Annotated in this window: 16 protein-coding genes and 2 tRNA genes; 8 read left to right on the top strand and 10 right to left on the bottom strand. The window is 63.4% G+C overall.

Features of this window, described 5'->3' with window-relative positions:
• Nucleotides 1-190: 190 nt before the first annotated feature.
• From ACIA8C_RS42815 to ACIA8C_RS42825, 3 genes are all read right to left on the bottom strand, one after another.
• Nucleotides 191-263, bottom strand: a tRNA-Ala gene (locus ACIA8C_RS42815).
• Nucleotides 264-266: 3 nt separating this feature from the next.
• On the bottom strand, nt 267-374 hold the full coding sequence (locus tag ACIA8C_RS42820) for a DLW-39 family protein (protein WP_223884814.1): 108 nt from the start codon (nt 372-374) through the stop codon (nt 267-269).
• Nucleotides 375-608: 234 nt separating this feature from the next.
• On the bottom strand, nt 609-1,745 hold the full coding sequence (locus tag ACIA8C_RS42825; RefSeq protein ID WP_397145220.1) for an ANTAR domain-containing protein: 1,137 nt from the start codon (nt 1,743-1,745) through the stop codon (nt 609-611).
• 365 nt (nt 1,746-2,110) lie between these two features.
• On the opposite strand from ACIA8C_RS42825, the gene ACIA8C_RS42830 reads away from it, so the two are divergent.
• The 3 genes from ACIA8C_RS42830 (at nt 2,111) to ACIA8C_RS42840 (ending at nt 4,400) form a co-directional block, all read left to right on the top strand.
• On the top strand, nt 2,111-2,812 hold the full coding sequence (locus tag ACIA8C_RS42830; RefSeq protein ID WP_397145222.1) for a phosphoribosyltransferase: 702 nt from the start codon (nt 2,111-2,113) through the stop codon (nt 2,810-2,812).
• 75 nt (nt 2,813-2,887) lie between these two features.
• On the top strand, nt 2,888-3,601 hold the full coding sequence (locus tag ACIA8C_RS42835; RefSeq protein WP_397145224.1) for a hypothetical protein: 714 nt from the start codon (nt 2,888-2,890) through the stop codon (nt 3,599-3,601).
• Between the two features lie 52 nt (nt 3,602-3,653).
• Complete coding sequence (locus ACIA8C_RS42840) at nt 3,654-4,400, top strand: GAF and ANTAR domain-containing protein (RefSeq protein WP_397145226.1); 747 nt, start codon at nt 3,654-3,656, stop codon at nt 4,398-4,400.
• A gap of 6 nt (nt 4,401-4,406) precedes the next feature.
• Here the strand turns inward: ACIA8C_RS42840 and ACIA8C_RS42845 are convergent, their stop codons facing one another.
• From ACIA8C_RS42845 to ACIA8C_RS42870, 6 genes are all read right to left on the bottom strand, one after another.
• Nucleotides 4,407-4,652 carry a hypothetical protein gene (locus ACIA8C_RS42845; RefSeq protein WP_397145228.1) on the bottom strand — a complete coding sequence of 82 codons (246 nt, stop codon included), beginning with the start codon at nt 4,650-4,652 and terminating at the stop codon, nt 4,407-4,409.
• Between the two features lie 203 nt (nt 4,653-4,855).
• A complete protein-coding gene (locus tag ACIA8C_RS42850) occupies nt 4,856-5,176 on the bottom strand; it encodes a DUF3618 domain-containing protein (protein WP_397145230.1) in 321 nt (106 codons plus the stop codon).
• Between the two features lie 255 nt (nt 5,177-5,431).
• Nucleotides 5,432-5,504, bottom strand: a tRNA-Ala gene (locus ACIA8C_RS42855).
• A 1,163-nt stretch (nt 5,505-6,667) separates the two neighbouring features.
• The gene (locus tag ACIA8C_RS42860) at nt 6,668-7,525 is read right to left on the bottom strand and encodes an aldo/keto reductase (protein ID WP_397145232.1); all 858 of its coding nucleotides are present in this window, start codon (nt 7,523-7,525) and stop codon (nt 6,668-6,670) included.
• Nucleotides 7,522-7,959 carry a cupin domain-containing protein gene (locus ACIA8C_RS42865; protein ID WP_397145234.1) on the bottom strand — a complete coding sequence of 146 codons (438 nt, stop codon included), beginning with the start codon at nt 7,957-7,959 and terminating at the stop codon, nt 7,522-7,524. Before ACIA8C_RS42865 ends, ACIA8C_RS42860 begins: the two co-directional genes overlap by 4 nt.
• A gap of 117 nt (nt 7,960-8,076) precedes the next feature.
• On the bottom strand, nt 8,077-8,406 hold the full coding sequence (locus ACIA8C_RS42870) for a carboxymuconolactone decarboxylase family protein (RefSeq protein WP_397145236.1): 330 nt from the start codon (nt 8,404-8,406) through the stop codon (nt 8,077-8,079).
• Between the two features lie 445 nt (nt 8,407-8,851).
• Between ACIA8C_RS42870 and ACIA8C_RS42875 the strand changes: the two genes are divergently transcribed.
• From ACIA8C_RS42875 to ACIA8C_RS42890, 4 genes are all read left to right on the top strand, one after another.
• On the top strand, nt 8,852-10,381 hold the full coding sequence (locus ACIA8C_RS42875) for a tyrosine-type recombinase/integrase (RefSeq protein ID WP_397145238.1): 1,530 nt from the start codon (nt 8,852-8,854) through the stop codon (nt 10,379-10,381).
• Between the two features lie 545 nt (nt 10,382-10,926).
• Complete coding sequence (locus ACIA8C_RS42880) at nt 10,927-12,255, top strand: hypothetical protein (RefSeq protein WP_397145240.1); 1,329 nt, start codon at nt 10,927-10,929, stop codon at nt 12,253-12,255.
• Nucleotides 12,240-14,351, top strand: coding sequence for a hypothetical protein (locus ACIA8C_RS42885; RefSeq protein WP_397145242.1), 2,112 nt, complete (start codon nt 12,240-12,242; stop codon nt 14,349-14,351). Before ACIA8C_RS42880 ends, ACIA8C_RS42885 begins: the two co-directional genes overlap by 16 nt.
• Before the next feature lie 107 nt (nt 14,352-14,458).
• Nucleotides 14,459-14,746: a hypothetical protein gene (locus ACIA8C_RS42890; RefSeq protein WP_397145244.1), complete on the top strand. Its 288-nt coding sequence runs from the start codon at nt 14,459-14,461 to the stop codon at nt 14,744-14,746.
• 26 nt (nt 14,747-14,772) lie between these two features.
• Here the strand turns inward: ACIA8C_RS42890 and ligD are convergent, their stop codons facing one another.
• Complete coding sequence (gene ligD / locus ACIA8C_RS42895; protein ID WP_397145246.1) at nt 14,773-15,693, bottom strand: non-homologous end-joining DNA ligase; 921 nt, start codon at nt 15,691-15,693, stop codon at nt 14,773-14,775.
• A gap of 898 nt (nt 15,694-16,591) precedes the next feature.
• On the opposite strand from ligD, the gene ACIA8C_RS42900 reads away from it, so the two are divergent.
• Nucleotides 16,592-16,876: a hypothetical protein gene (locus ACIA8C_RS42900; RefSeq protein ID WP_397145248.1), complete on the top strand. Its 285-nt coding sequence runs from the start codon at nt 16,592-16,594 to the stop codon at nt 16,874-16,876.
• The last annotated feature ends 90 nt before the right edge of the window (nt 16,877-16,966 follow it).

Consider the following 16,966-nt stretch of genomic DNA (forward strand, 5'->3'; position numbering starts at 1 on the left):
CGCCCCGGCCCGCGGGCGGCCACCCCCCCACAAACCCCCCCCTATTCGACCCCCGGGGGGGGGGGGCCCCCGGGGGGGGGGGGGGGGGGGGGCCCCCCCCCCCCGCGCGGGGCGTGGGGGCTCCGCCCCCACAAGATACGCGAAACGAGAAAAGGCCCATGCGTTTTATGGGCATGGGCCCCCTATCGAGTGGAGCCTAGGGGAATCGAACCCCTAACCCCTGCCTTGCAAAGGCAGTGCTCTGCCAATTGAGCTAAGGCCCCGAGTCAGCGGGTGGTGACCTCGTGCCACATGTCCGCGTCGTTGCGCTGGCGCAGCTTGGAGATACCGATGAGAACCGCGACCACGGCACCGACCGTGACAAGAAACTTCATGGTTCCCACCCTACTGTGGTGTTCAGGAGTGGCCTAGGAGGACTTGGACCCTCCACGCCACTCTCACAAATCCCCTGGTCAAACGCCTCTGTCGCCGCGTCATCGCACATTGACTGACATTTCAGGGCACTTCATTACATTTCGCGACCAAAACTACCACTCCCCTGATGACGCCGTCATCACGCGGGTGAGTGTGTCCATCGGCCTACCACCCGTTGATCAGTTCGGTCCTGCTCACAGATCGGGGTTGTCGACGAGGGTGGCGGCCAGTTCGGCCAGTTTGACATTGAGATCCTGAGATATGCGGCTGAGCAGCTCGAAAGCTTCTTCGGCGGTGAGTCCACGCCGACCCATCAGAATGCCTTTGGCTTGGCCGATCACGTCACGGGAGGCGATCGCTTTTCGCAGATGTGCATGCTCCAGTTGGTTGGCTTCGATGGCGCGGGTATGGGCCAGCGCCAGCGCGGCATGCGTGGCCAGCAGCAGCGCGCGACTTTTGTCGTCGGCGGTCAGCCCGTGCGGAGAGGCGTATATGTTGAGCGCACCCGACAATTGGTGCGGTCCTGACGCAGGCGCCAGTTCGGTGGACAATACCGATCCGAGACCGAGCCGCACGGCAGCGGCGGAAAAGTATGGCCAGCGCGTTTCGGTATTCAGGTCGTCGCTGGCGGCGAACGAGGGGCCGTTCGAGCGCGCGGCATCCAAGCACGGACCTTGACTGGTCCGGTATTGCACTTGGTCCAGTTCGACAGCGATCTCGTCGGTCGCCACGGGTGTGACGAACTTGCCGTTCGGTTCGCGCAGCGTGATGCTGACCAAGCGCGCGTTCGGTATCAAGACGACCGCGGCGGCGGCTATCTGCTGCAGTGCTTGTCCGACCGTGGTCGCGTCGAGCAGCGCGCGGGTCAGCTTCTCGAAATACAGGCAGAGCCTGGCGAATTCGGGTTCGCCGTGCTCCGATGCGGCGTCGCCGCAAGTCGGCGGAACGGATTTGGTCGCACGATCCCTGATCGAGAAGGGCGCGGCTTTCTGGGACATCGCGTCGTCAATGGTCCTGAACAGCGGTAATGCCGAGGTCGGGTCGGCAAGCCGAAGCACCTGTGCCGCGATTTCGGCGGGGTCGAGCACGAACGCGATGCGGATGTCCCGCTCGGCCCGTGCGAACTGCGCCAGAACGGGCACGCAATCGGAGGTCAACATGCGTACGTAGCGCAGGTCGACCACTGCCACCGAGGGTGACGAGGCCGAATCGGCCATGGCGGGCAGCAGCGTCTCCGTGGATCGGCTCAACGTGGACGCGGTCAACTGCCCGCGAACGGTCACCACTACTGCGGTCTCCGTGTCGAGGGAGACGTCACCAGCACCTTGCATCTGGATTCCTTGCCGTCACTGTTTCGGCAGATCGAGCGGTAGCGCTCGGCTCGACAGTACGCCTGAGTTTCTTCGCGCTTCTTCCGAATTGAACAGGCGGCAATGCATGTGTTTACCGGCAGCAATCTAACGGTCAACCCCACACAGTGGCACCCGGACATATAAGACACATAGTGATCGCTCTACTGACCTGCTCGACTGCCCAGTATGTCGGCTGGCCGCTGATCCGCTGGCACAGCAAGAGCTTCTGGTCAGCAAACACCGAGAATCCCTCGTATATGCGCGAATCGCGGCGTAGAGTTCAGACCTGCCTCCGAGTCCAGCAGTGCGGCTCACGACCCCTTCTGGAGTTGCAGAGGAGCAGCATGCCTTTTCTCGATCGTCATGACGCGGGCCGTCGGCTCGCCGAGCGACTGCGTGGTCTGCGTGATCCCAAAACTGTCCTACTGGCCTTGCCGTGCGGCGGGGTGCCGGTGGCCTATCAAGTAGCGAAGGCACTGGACGTCTCCCTCGATGTCGCGATTGTGCGTCGGCTGACGGTGCCCTATCAACCAAGTCTGGTGTTCGGCGCCCTCGCGGAGGACGGGAGTGTGCAGTACGACGCGGAGATCATCGAGCGGGCGCTGGTCAGCGAGCCGGAACGGGTCGCGGTGACCCGTGAACAACGAGTACAGCTCCGCCACACCGTTACTCGATTCCGCGGTGATCGGCCCCGCGTTCCCCTCGCGGGCGCCACCGCGGTCATCGTGGTCGATGGTCTCGACACCGCGGTCACCGCTCGCGCCGGCATCGAGATGGCCCGCAAGAACGGCGCGAGTCGGGTACTGCTCGCTGCTCCGGTAGCCACTGCGGGAGCATTACGCGTGCTGACGGGTGTCGCGGACCGCGTCGTCTGCCTGGAAACGCCGAGCTTGTTCGGCTCGATTCGCCCGTGGTACAGGGACTTCGGGGAAGTCGCCGAAGCCGAAGCCCGTGCACTGCTGGTGCGTGCGGCCGACGATCTCGAGGTCGGCGCCAGGACCTCTACCGTTGGCTCTCGATCCGAATCCGCCAGGCTGACACGGTAGTGGGTGCTGAACGCGCAGTGCTGTCGCGGCTCGTAAGCTGAACCGTAGGCGGTAGCACGCTCGGCGGAAGGACGAATGACCGTGGACAGGCGGCGGGAGTCGTTGTGGCGCGCGATCGCCGCTGTCACCGGGGCACCCGGGCAGCCGGAATGGGCATCGGCGGTTTGCCGGGCAAGTGTGCGACTGGTCCCTGGCATCGATGCGGCCGCGCTGACTTTACGGGCAACCCGGCGTGCGCAGGACCTGCTCGGTGTCAGCGACGACTGGGCGGGCGAACTCGACAGTCAGCAGTACACGTTGGGTGAGGGTCCCGGTGTCGAAGCGTTCGCCACCGGGATTCCGGAGCTGGTGGCGGATCTCGGTGCCGGGCAGGGGCGCTGGCCCGGGTTCTGCGATGCCGCGCTCGCGGCCGGCGCCGGTGCGGCTTTCGCATTCCCGTTGCAGCTCGGCGGTATTCGGTTGGGCACCCTCGATCTGTATCGCCGCCGGGTAGGTGGTCTACCGCCCGGCTCGGTGGCCGACGCCGCGGTGCTCGCCGATCTGATCACGCTGGCGTTGCTACACGAGATCGGCAACGCCGAGGCCTCCGGACACGACTGGCTGCGGGCGGCGGGCTCCTACCATGATGTGAATGTCGCTACCGGCATGCTCGCCGGAATGCTGCGCATCAGCCTCGACGACGCGTTCATGCGATTGCGCGGCCGCGCGTTCGTGGCAAACCGTCCTTTGCTCGAGGTCGCCCGCGACCTGCTCGAGAAGAAACTCGATGCCGACGAGCTGAACGAATGAATAGCGCCCCCGAACGATCGACAACATTCAATGCACTGAGAAGGTGGCAGCCGTGACGTTCGCAAACGTGCCGGATACGCAGAGACATCTGGTCGACGCGATGGCGGCCATCACCACCTCGATGACCGCGCAAGCCGATCCCGGCACAGTCATGTATCAGATCACCGAAGCCTGCCACGACCTGCTCGACGCCGCGGCGTCCGGGATCATCCTGAGCGATCCGCGTGGCGCGTTCGCGGTAGCCGCCGCCTCCGATGAACGCGCCCGCCTAGTGGAACTGCTGCAGTCCCAGCTCGAGCAGGGTCCCTGTGTGGACGCGATCCGGGACAACCGTTCGATCGAGGTCAGCGATCTGCGGCAGCACGGGGCACGCTGGCCCGACTTCGTCACCGCGGCAAGCGAGCAGGGTTATCGCAGCCTGCTCGCCGTCCCGATGCGGCTCAACGGCCAGGCGGTCGGCGGGCTGAACGTGCTCTGCGACGAGGTCGTCAGCTTCGGTGAATACCAGCGCCAGGTAGCGAATTTGCTCGCGGCTTCCGCAGTGCTGGTGCTTACCTTGGATCGAGACGAAAACCGGGCCGATCGGCTCGTCGAGCGCACCCTTGGCGTGCTCAACGATCGCGCAGCCACCGGCCACGCCGTCGGATTGCTCGCGGGCGCGCTCGATATCGACCCCGCCGACGCGCGCGGCCTCGTGGAGCGGTATGCGCGAGCCCGCGGATTGCCGCTGCGCGAGGTGACGCGCGGCATTATCGACGGCACCATCCAACCCGTGCGGCTGACCACCGAGGCCGGGTGAGCGGGCTCAGGTTTCGAAGTCCGGATCGACGCTGTGCTCGGCGGTCGAGTCGACCATAGCTCGAACTCTGGCGGCTTCACTGTCCCGATTGCTGTCGATGCGATCGCTCAGCTCGTCCGGGATGCCATCGGCGCCCCAAGATCGCAGAATGCCGACAGCCTCCGAACGTGCCGCACGCAACCGCACCGCCTGCTGAAGCCGGCGAGCAGCCGTTTCCGCCCCCGGGCCCCAAGACAACGACTTACCGGCCATAGCACCCATCGTCCTCGCATTCCCAACCATTCGCCAGACGACCCCTGGCGAGGTGGCACCAGAGTGGGCACGGGTCAGGGGCGCCCGCGAGACGGCGTCTGCCCGACAACACCGTGCCGGAGTGGGGTATTGGGCTCGGCTGCGGTGGCAGGCTGTACCGCGGAATCCCCGCCGGCCTGGAAACAGGTGTGATCCGCTCCTATCTAGTTGCGCCGGTCACGTAAGACGAGCCAGCCCACCAGCGCCGCAAGCAATGCCACCAAGGTGATGACCTGAACGGGTCGCAGCCGAGCCACTTGGACGACACGCACCGCGTTGTCTTGTGCGACGGTCCGCAGGCCGGTCACCTTCTCGCGAGTGGTATCAGCCGTGTCCTGCAAGCGCTCCCGCGCTCTGGCAGGGACATCGATTCTGTGCGTCAGCTCGGCAAGGGTGCCCGCAAGCTCTTCCCTGGTCAGGTCCCGATCAGCACGCAGCAGCTCCACCTTGGGCGATTCGGCGGGGATATGACGTTTGTCGGTCATCACGCTGTTCCATTCTCGGCCACTCGGCTATCGCGCCGACGCTACGGACTGGTGTGTGCGGTGATACCCGCTCGGCCTGGCGGAAAACGCAGACCGTTGTATCGCCCCGACCAACAAGGAGAGCAGACGGTGCGATTTCTGGAAGGGGTCCGGGGCGAAGCGCCCCGGACAGTTTGTGAGGCTTCGTCCCCACAAACTCGAGCGAGACGAGCAAGGCCCATGCTCTCCATGAGCATGGGCCTTGTACGAGTGGAGTGGAGCCTAGGGGAATCGAACCCCTAACCCCTGCCTTGCAAAGGCAGTGCTCTGCCAATTGAGCTAAGGCCCCGACACCACCAATGGTGGCGACGGCATCCGCAGACGCCGGGGAAACGGTACCCTCCCGCTCCCATACGGTCAAAACTCAGCCGAAAGCCCGACGCACCGGAGCTCGTTAGACGCGTACACCTTCCGCACCGGAGTCACCTCGAGGTTCAACTCTGTCGGGTTGTCACGTCAGGCAGCCAAGTGGATAGCCAAGAAAACCTGCGGGATTCACCAGAACCGAGCTGTTGGCCAGCTGGTCGCAAGACTGAGATCAGAGCTAGTTTTCGCCCTGCCAGCGCTGCAGTCGAGGGGGAACTACTAGATTTTGTGGGCCTAGGAGGACTTGAACCTCCTCGGTCTACTCTCGCTAACGCGCAGGTCAGAGGCTGACCCCTCCATTGCGGACTGTACGTCACCTGCCGTTTCGTGACACTTGGTTACCGTTCACGACAGAAACTATCACGTTCATGATGACCGCGTCATCACCGGGGTCAGAGCCATGTTTTCCCGCCGATTGATGACCGCGTCATCAGCCAGCAACCTGTTGCATCGTTGCGCAGCCCGACCCTGTTCGACACTCGATAGCAACGCTAGAAGAAGTCGCCGTGTCGACGCTGCGACCATGAGGCAGTTCAGTGTGCCCTCAAGCACGGGAAGGGTGCCGACGTCGTCGCTCGAAGTGATCCCATCAGTCGTGCAGTCTGTTGCTATTTATCCCGTTTGACCTCTGATGGCTCCTTGTCCAGGCGTAAGCCGCGCCAGGACGGTTGTGCATAGGCGGTCAGTGACCGGCGTTGAGACCAGTTCGACTGGCTGGTCGCGGCTACGTGATCGACCGACACACAGTTTTGGGTCGTTGCGGACGTTTTGGAGGTGGTGGCCGACCGATCCGAATCCGGCCACCGTTCGCTCAGATCGCGCGCTCCGCGGCTTGTGTGTGCGTTGGGAAACCTTGCCATCCAACCGTTTTGGACGGTCGATCAACGCGCGGTAGGCGGCAGTAGCGGACGTTCGGGACCGCGCGGTAGGAGGTAGTAGCGGCTGTTTACAGCAACGGCGGCCCGCCAATCTGAGACCGCCGGAGCGGGGCCGGATCGGGTATCAGTCTGGTCGACCATCAGGTGCCAGAGACAGCTATCGCGGTCATCGATTCGGACGCGGCATCAGGATTCGTGTTGCGCGAGTTCACTTGCCGCTGTAAACGGGAAACACGCTGTGCTCGCCGTAGTCGCGGACTCGCAGGTTTCGCAGGACGTCCATGTCGTCGTTAGTGAGCTCGAAGTCGAGTTGGGCGTTGCTGCGCATGTGGTTGGGGTTGGCGGTCTTGGGCAGTGAGACCGTTCCCAGCTGCAGGGTGTAGCGGATACACAGCTGCGGGACGCTCACCTCGTACCGGTCGGCTATCGACTGGACGTCGGGGTTGTTCAGGATTTCCCCGTGGGCGATCGGCGAATATGCCTCGACGAGGATGTTGTTGGCCTCGCAGTAGGCGATCAACTCGGTCGGGGTGTTGCCCGCGTGGACGAGCAGCTGGTTGACATGAGGTGCGATCGTGCAGGCGCCGAGGATGTTGTCGAGGTCGTGCTGCTCGAAGTTGGAGACACCGATCGAGCGGAGTTTGCCTGCCGTGTAGACGTTTTCCAGGGCCCGCCATGCCTGGCGGTTGCCTTCGGCGTAGTCGCCGCCGCGGAAATCGTCCCACGGCTGGGGGCTGTGGATCAGCATCAGATCGATGTGATCGACTCCGAGCGTCTCCAGCGATCCGTCGATCGCGGCGACCGCCTGGTCGTGGTCCTTGATCTCGGCTGCCAGTTTCGTGGACACGAACAACTCCTCGCGGGGCACGCCGCAGGTTCGCACGCCTTCGCCGACGCCGCGCTCATTGCCGTAAGCCTGGGCCGTGTCGATGTTGCGGTAGCCGATCTCGATCGCCGCGTTGACTGCGTCGGCGGCCTTGTCGTCCTCGATGAACCAGGTGCCCAAGCCCAGCTTCGGGATCTCGACACTGTTGGACAGGGCGTAGGTCTCGTTCAGGATGGTCACGCGTTGCCTCCGTTCTTCTTCGACAGCTCGCCGTACACCTCGTCGGTGACCGGCTCGAGCCATTCGTTGCTGACGTTTTCGCCCGGTGTGATGAAGGCGAGGTGGGAGAACCACGAGTCGGCTTTCGCCCCGTGCCAGTGCTTGGTGCCCGCCGGGACGCGGATCGTCGTTCCCGGTTCGAGGCTGACCGGTTCCTCTCCGTCGGCCTGGTACCAGCCGGAGCCGGCTGTGCACAGCAGGATCTGCTCGCCTCCGCCGTCGGTGCCGTGGTGGATGTGCCAGTTGTTGCGGCAGCCAGGCTCGAAGGTGATGTTGGCGACGGGAACGCTCCCGCCGGTCAGCGGCGCGTTGTAGCTCTGGCCGATGAAGTACTGCGCGAAGGCGTCATTCGGCTCCCCGAGGGGGAAAATCTGGTCGAAACCTTTGTCGCTCACGGTGTCTCCTGTTCTGTTCTCCGCGGACGAGGCGTCACCAGGCGTTGGACTGTGTAACGACGCCGGGGGTTCGATCCGGCTCCGAGAGTGGCGTCGAGCTCGCAGGCGGGATGGTTATCAGTCGCCGAAGACCTGTTTGGCGACGGTCATGGCGCTCATCCCGTTGGGCCAGCCGGTGTAGAAAGCGAGTTGGGTGATCGCTTCTTTCAGTTCGGTCTCGGTGAGGCCGTTGCGGCGGGCGTAATCGAGATGGAAGGTGAGCTGGTCGGTTATGCCCATCGCGGTGAGCGCGGCGACGGTGATCAGGCTGCGGTCCCGTTTGGACAGGCCCTCACGTTCCCAGACCTCGTCGAACAGGACCTTGTCGGTGTAGTGGGCCAGGCCGGGCGCGAAGTCTCCGAACGCGCGCTGCCCGCCGGTCCAGCCGGTATTGTGCTCCTGGGTCATTGCTTGCTCTCCTCATCGGGATGGCGATGTCGTGGATGTGGGTCCAGGCGCTGAGCGGTACGACGGCTAGGGCACATCCGGGTCGGGGGTACCCGAATTTGCGCCGCAGACACCACCCCGCCTAAGAGGTGGCCCCCGGTAGTCCTGAGCAGGTCAGGCCAGGTTCTGGGTGGAGAAGACGGTGAGCTTGTCGAAGTGGATGACTTCGGTGCGGTCGTAGAGGTCGACGTGGCCGACGCTGGCACGATGACCAGTTCTTACTGTCACCGGCCTGCCGGAAGGCCAGCACCGGATGTAGAAAGATCGTCTCGGTGTCGTCGAACGGGTAGAAATTCATGAACTTCGGCTCTGTCACATCTGCGCGGTAATCGGCTACTACCGGACGTTCTGAGCCGCAACAGCGTTCACTGGCCTCGGTCAGTGAACGTGTCCGTTCAATGTCGGCGTGTCGTTGCCGGAGGTTGTCTACGTTGTCGCGGTGGCTCTCTCGGGTTGGCGGTTGTGCTATTTCCCGGCCGAACTACCGGCGCCGTCAGCGCCGCCGTCTTTCTCAGCTCTGGTGCTCGACAGGTGGGAGGAATGGCGGGAGGCCGCGGCGATCCCGGCGAAGACGCCGTTTCTGCTGTCGCCACGCTTCGACTACGACGTTGCTCTGAACAGCTTCTTCCTGTCCGGGGACATGATGGGCCTGGCCTGGAACACCCAGGACGGTTATGCCAGGGACATGAAGGCGTTTCTGAACTTCTTGTGGCACAACCGAAATCGCTGTGATTGGCGAGATGCCACCGGCGCTGATCATGTTGCTTATCTGGTTTGGCGGCGCAGAGATCCGGCAGGCCCGCGAGTCGATGACTCTACCTGGGATCGGGAAGTGACTGCGGTCAACCGGTTCTACACCTGGCAGGTGAGTGCGCGAAACGTTGCGGCGAATCCGATTCCGCAGCGCTCGCGGCGGCCGTCGCCGATGGCGGGGAGCCGCGGCCGTGGTGAGTCTGGAACGACTCCGGCGACCTACAGCCACGGCGCTGGCCGGGAGAAGATCGAGTGGCTGCCGCCGGCCACCTACCGCCGCTGGCGTGATGTCGGAATACGCGGCTACACCCCGGACGGTTTGCCTGACAACGGTTTCCGAGGCCGGTGGGCGGCCCGCAACGCCCTGTTCTGCGACACGATGGTCCGGACCGGTTTGCGGCTCGCCGAACAAACCGCATTGACGGTGTTCGAGATGCCGATCGACCGCGGTCTGGGCGGCTATCAACGATTCTGGCTGCCCAAGGCGATCGCCAAGGGCGGTTCAGCACGATGGGTCTATCAACCCGAATCGCTGATCGCCGAAGCGATCGCCTACACCGAGATCGACCGCGCCGAGGTCATCGACCAGGCGCGGGCCGCGGGCCGCTATGACCACCTGCGGCACCCGTTCGTGGTCGAGGATCCCGACCGTCCGATCGCACGGGGCCGCGACGGGCACCGCCTCAAGGTCGCGCATTTGGACCCCGAGGAGCGGTTGCGGCTACTCGTAGATGGGCCGGGCGGGCTGGAACCGGCGGCGTTCTGGCTGTCGGAGAACGGCACCCCGATGACCAAACCGGCCTGGAAAGACTTGTTCCGCACCGCGAATCGGCGTTGCCGCGCCCGCGGGCTGCGGATCTGGGTCCACGCCCACCTTTTGCGTCATTCTTTCGCCGTGGTGACTCTCGAGCAGTTACAGCGCGGTCATCTCGCCGAACAGCAGAGCCGCGATCCCGCTCAGCGGCGCACCTACACCCTGATCTTCGGTGATCCGCTGGATTGGGTCCGGCGGCGGTTGGGACACCAGTCGGTGCTGAGCACACAGATCTACCTGCACGCGTTGGCCGAACTGGAGATGGAGACCCGTATGGCATTGGTCCCCGACGATTGGGAAAGCCTCGGTGACACTCCGCTCGACCGTTTCGCCGTCGAAGGCGCTGCCTCCACCGGCGCACCGCAGTGAACCATCGAGGACGAGGAAGCACCCGGTCCGGACAATCGGCGGCACTGCCGGAAGGCAACTATGATCCCCCGGCACCGGTCCTGAGCACGCAGGACGGACTTTTTGTCGTTTTCCACGGCGAGGACGGTCGCCGCCGCGATTTCCAGATCGACACATTGCCGTTGCCAGGATGGCATCAGCCGGTGGCCGCGGCGATGGCGCAGCGGATCGGCCCGGCCGGCGGGAGGCGGACCAAATCGTCGGCCGAATCGTTCTGGACGATCGTGAGCCGGTTCATACGGTTTCTCGCGAGCTTGCCGCACCCACCGGAGGATCCCTCCCAGCTGACGGTCGAGCACCTGGAGCAATTCCGTCGGCACCGGGAAGCGACGAGCATGGCACTGGGTTCGCATGAAATCGGGCAGATCAGGGTGTTTCTGCGAACCCAGAATTTCGACAGAGTTCTTCCCGGCGAGGTTCACGATTACCTGCATCGCAGAGCTGCCAGACCCACCTTCGCGCCTAAGCCTGGATACTCCGATGGAGAGTTGAGCAGGGTGGAACGAGTGGCCCGCTCCGATGTTGCCCGGATCCGAGATCGGATCCAGGCCAACCGGGACCTGGTCACCCGATTCCGCCACGAACGCCAAGCCCTGTCACAGTCACAACAGCAGCTCGCCGAACAACTCGTCCCCATCGCGGAAACCGGATGCGTTCCACGCCTACCCGGCCATGTCAATGAAACCAGGCTGCGGCGACGCGAACTCGCCCAGCAACTGTTCGTCTGCCAACCTGACCTGTTACCGCTACTGGTTTTGCTGGTCATCCTGACCGGCCGCAACATGGAAACCATCAAGGAGCTGCCCGCAGCCCATCGCGTCCTCGAGGACCGCGCTGTCGAGTTGAGAGTGATCAAACGCCGACGGGGCCAACAGCACTGGCACGAAACGGTGACCTGGGAAATCGGAACGCCAGGACGCGAGCTACACACCCCGGGCGGGCTCTATCTGCTCATTCATCGGCTGACCGCGCCCAGTCGAGCACGACAAGAAGTATCCGAACGGGTGTGGTCAGTCTGGCGAAACGGTCACCGTTTCCGCGCCGTCGGCACCGAACGTGAGCACCACGATCCCTTCGCCAAGGGCCTCAGCCACACCGATCTCCATAGCCTCGACTGGGCAGCTCGGCACAACCTCCTGCTCGACAGCTCCCCCGGCGCTCCCGCGGCACCACTGGCGCTGGACTTCAACCGGCTCAAGACCAGTATCGAGGTCCGCCGCACCAAACAGATGGGTGGTCATCTGCCCTCGGCTGCCCGCACCAACAGCCTGCCCGTGTTGTTCGCCAACTACCTGCGCAAAGACCCGACCGTCATCGACTGGGCCGAAGGGATCATGAGCGAGGCCCTGACCGACGCCGAGGAATCCGCCTACGCCGCACACCAGCAGGCGCTCGAGCACTCCGCCAACGCATTACGCGTCGTTGCCGGACAGGCCCAGCCGCAGCAACTCGAAACCGCGGGACTGGCCCCGCAGACCGCGCAACAGGCCGTGACTGGGCAGCTCGACACCGCTTGGACCGAGTGCATCGATCACGACCATCATCCCGTCACCGGAAAGCCCTGCCGCGCAAGCTTTCTGGACTGCTTCCATTGCGGCAACTGCCTGATCACCGGCAAGGACCTTCCCAGGCTGCTCGCACTGCTCGACGCTCTGTCCATCCGGCGCCAGCAACTCTGCGAACAGGATTGGTGGCAACGCTACGGCCCGGTCTGGGCCGCCATCCAACGCGATGTCCTGGTCAAATTCACCCCAGCCGAGATCGACCAGGCCGCGGCGAACAAGCCGACCGATGCACTGCTGGACTTGTTGGAGCATCCATGGCAGCAACCCTGACCAACCCTGCCGGCCAGCATCGGTTCGACGACCGGTTCGTGCTAGCTCAGCGCCCACTGCTCGCGGGATACCGTCTGGAGCAGACGAATCGGTTCCGCGACGACGTGTGGCAACTCGGCCCTGCAAATCTCCAGGCCCACACGCGCTCGGTTGTGGTGAACCTCGCCCTGATCCCCGACCCCTGGCGGGTGGTGGCCAAAGAACTACTTTTCGCGATGCTCAGCGGAGACCTTCCACCTGGCGAGGAACGTCCCACGATCTCCACGGTCCGGACGCGCTACACCGAACTCAAGCGGTTCATGATATGGCTGGACACCGGAGCAGCGGCGAGCACCGGTCGCAGACCGGCGAGCCTGCGCGAGCTCGTCGGCGCCGATCTGCAGAGCTACCAGAAGCATCTGATCGTCACATTGAAATCTCCCGATTACCGCGACATAGCGCGAGGCGGGGTGCGAATGCTGTGGCGCTACCGCAGTGCGTTGTCCGATCACCTGACCTTCGACCCCGCAAACCTGGATGGCTGGTGCGAGAACAACCGTCGGCGCGGGGAGAATTCGACCAACCGCATTCCTGAGCAAGTGCACGGACCTTTCATGGTCTGGGCGATGCGTTTCGTCGACGACTTCTCTGCCGACATCATCGCGGCTGCCGACAAATGGCGGATCCTGCGATCGCAGGCAGCCCCGACAACCCCTGCCCGCAGGGGCGCAGTCCGTGACCCACTTCGGCAGCTGCTGGCTGACCATATTGCGAAGGGTCAACCGCTGCCCGGCTACCGCGGCAAACCGAACATACTCGCACTCTCCAGACTCATCGGTGGCAGCCAGAGAGCCGTCAGGTATTGGCTTGACGAGATCGAGGCAGCGGCAACCGTCGTCGGTGTCGACAACTACACCCGCATCGACATCCCCATCACCGCCCGCATCGACGACCAGCCATGGATCGAAGCCATCGCTACCGACGTCACCGGCTACAAAGCCGCCCCCAACCTCGCAAAACTGGTCAACCTGCTGCTCGCGGCAGCTTACGCCGCCATCGCGTTCCAATCGGGGATGAGAGATTGCGAGATCAAACACCTGCGACGCAACTGTCTTTCGGTCCAGCGCGACGCCACCGGCCGAATCTATCGCTACAAGGTCACCAGCCTGGCGTTCAAGGGCGAAACAGACCCCAACGGAGTTCGGGCAACCTGGATCGTCGGCGCACCCGCCGCCAGGGCCATCGGTGTTCTCGAACAACTCCAACCAGCCGGAACCGACTACCTGTTCGCTGCGACGGAATTCATCGGCGGCTCCGGGTCTGTCTCTCGAATCAAGAACCCCGAAAACCATGCACTGCTTACGGTTACGACGAACGACCACCTCAATTGCTTCGTCACCTGGATCAACGAGTACTGCACCACCCATCAGCGCAACGACTTCATCCCGACCGTCAACGGAACCAGCTGGCGGATCACCACCCGCCAATGGCGCCGCACACTGGCCTGGTTCATTGCGCGCCGCCCCGGCGGTTCTATTGCAGGAGCAATTGCGTTCCGGCACTTGAGTATTCAGATGTTCGAAGGCTATGCGGGAACGTCGGACTCCGGATTCCGTGCCGAAGTCGAATCCGAGCAGGCCCTTGCTCGCGGCGAACACCTGCTCGCCATGATCGACCAGCACGAACATACGAACCTGGCAGGCCCCGCAGCCGAAGAGGCCGCCCAACGTCTCGAGGGCTTCGCAGACCGAACGCACTTTCAGGGCAAGGTCATTACCGACGAACATCGTCTGCGTCGGCTGATGACCCGCGATGATCCGGCCGTCTATCCCGGCAAATACGTCACCTGCGTCCACACCCACGCCACGGCCCTCTGCCAGCAACGCCGTGACCATGGCAACAAACTGAGGCCCGATATAGCCACCTGCAAACCGTTGGCCTGCCGCAACGTCGCACTCACCCGGGACAACATCGTCAACCTCCGCCTCGAGATCACCCGCATCGCCGACGAACTAGACACCCGCCCCCTGTTACCGCCCCTGCTGCGCCATCAACTTCAAGCTCGACGCGATGACATCAAGGCTTTCCTCGACCGCCATACGCCGGAGAGCACATGAGTTTGCCCAGCGAACCGCAAGTCCGACAAGCATTCACTACGCTCGTCGAGCAGACACGCCTTACCGGACACCGGCCCAGCGTCCTGGCACTAGCCCGGCGGTTCGGGTTGTCCAACACCACCTTTCGCCGCCACTATCCCGAGATCGTGAAAGCGCTCGGCGAGATCCGAAGAACACCAGCTGGCGAGCACAAGGAATCAACCGCCGCAGCCGAACAGGCTCGGCTCGTCGCCCGCAACGCCAAACTACGCCGCGACAACCAACAGCTCCGCTGCCAGATCGACCTCGCCGCAGCGAATCTCGCGCGGCTAGCCATCATCAATCATCACCTACAACACCAACTCGAGGAAGCTCACCAAATCACCAACATCACGTCCAGGAAACCCCCCGCCTGACTCCCGCAACACCACCCCGTCGACGGTCAATGGTCAGTCCCAAACCACCGCCATAATGTGGGATGACGTAACCGCCCCTCGCCGGTCCACTCAGTGAATGACACTTCTCCCACAAATCGAGGCTCGACGTACACCGCGTCGGGGACATCGGTAGCGACGACGGAGGTAGTGCGTTGCAGCGGTTGCAATCTCGATTTCAAGTCGTTCAGGGTGGCCTGGGTGAATCCGGTGCCGACATTGCCGATGTAGACCAGTTCGCCAGCGTCATCGTGAACGGCCATCAGTAGCGAACCGATATTGCCAGCCCGGCGACCCGTGCCTGGTTTCCAGCCGACAATCACCACTTCCTGGTCGTGAACGTTCTTTACTTTCGTCCACACAGGGCTACGGCGCCCCGGTCGGTAGGGCGCGTCGAGGCGTTTGGCGACCACGCCCTCCAAAAACAGCCTGCGGGACTCTGCGAGCGCGACGGCACCGGCGTCGGGCAGCTGCGGTGCTATCTGCCAATGCGGACCGCGCAATCCGATCTGGTCGAGTAGCCCGCGACGTTGGCTGTAGGGCAACTCGACCAGTGACCGATCGCCGACGTGGAGCAAGTCGAAGATCATGTAGGTGACTGGGACAGACTTGGCCAACGCGCGGATCACCGCAGGATTGCGTTGGTGCATACGTGGCTGCAACGCCTCGAAGGATGTGCGGCCGTAGGCGTCGAAAGCCACAATCTCACCGTCGACGACGAACGGAGGATCGACCGGAGCCATCGCGGCGAGTTCGGGCCAGGCGACGCTGATGTCCTTATTGTTGCGTGAGGCCAGCCGCAGTTCATCCTCGACATAGCCGACCGCACGGATGCCGTCATATTTCACTTCGTAGGCCCAGCGCTCATCATCGACCGGTAGCGGTCCGGCTGCGGCCAGCATCGGCGCATAGCGTGGCAGCTCTCTCACACCGCTGCCTTCCTTTATGATCGCTTCTTCTGCGAATGGAATCCGTTCCTAACTATTAGCTGAATGATACCGAGCGGTCCAGATTATGAGGAGGAGCTCGTAATTTTCCCCGCTCTCGCCACTAGAGTTAACCCTGTCGACTGTGGATACCGTGGTAGCTCTCGGGTGGCTACAGCCCGAGAAGTACGACGTTTTGTGCGACTACCAATGAGCCTTCGAACCCAAACTGACGATCTTTGTAACTGACCAGCGCATATGTCATCAGCGGAGCGCTGCGAGCTGGCGGTGGCCCGCCTTGCCGACCAAACCCGGCTAGCACACTTTCGGCAAACATGCGGTAATGGTTTCATTCCGTATGTTTCTACTGGGCGGCCGTGGGACGACGTAGATGCCGGGGCGACCCCTTCACCTTAACCTTTGCCATTAGGGAAGCCTCGGACCGCCAGACAAACGGACGCACCGTAATGCCGCCGAGCGGGCAATCCAACCTCTGACGGTCTGGCCAGCAAATACGCAGTGACAGATCGCGTGATCAGGTGATAGATACGGCGGTCGGCCACAATCCTGCGACTCGCGATGGCGAAGGAAACTATCGCCTTACTCGAACACACGTTCGACTTCAACTGTAGGCTTGATGGATGACCAGCGTGCTGTACATCGTGGACGGACGAGTGGTGCCGCCTCGCGAACTGGTGCGCACCGCAGTCGGGTGGACCGAGCCAGCACCCGTGCGCTGCCCAGCGGGTCACCCGCTCCGCAAGGGGCGCATGCTGGTCGGTTGGGTCCCCTGCCTCGCACCAGGACGGACCGGCCACCGAACTCATCAGTGCGAATGCCGACAGATCGTCTGCACGCCGCAACCTGACGACACATGCAGTTGCCAGCTGGGACGGGGTCAATGGACGCAAGGTTTGAGCAGCTAGTCACGGTAGTCGTCGACGCCATACAGCCCGGCAGTGACGTCACCGCCACAGAGGTCCACCGCGCTGTCTGCTCCGAGATGAAGTCGCCGCCATCCCTCGATGACGTCGAAGGCGTGCTGGAACTACTGAGCAAAGAAGACCTGCGATACCAGCCGGGCGAAGTCGGGTGGCATGTCGTGGCCAGGCTCCGTGACCTCGAGTATCTGGCTGACCCCGCGCGGGCCGGCGACCCGCCGCCGCCTCCGGTTGACGACCTGTAGGGTCTCAAAATTCGTGGCGAATGCCGACGGCGTGACCTGGATGTTTCTCGGTTGTCTCACGAGGTGGCCAGCGGTGACTGTCTCAGTTCG

The organism is Nocardia sp. NPDC051321, from assembly GCF_044455225.1.
GTDB lineage: Bacteria > Actinomycetota > Actinomycetes > Mycobacteriales > Mycobacteriaceae > Nocardia.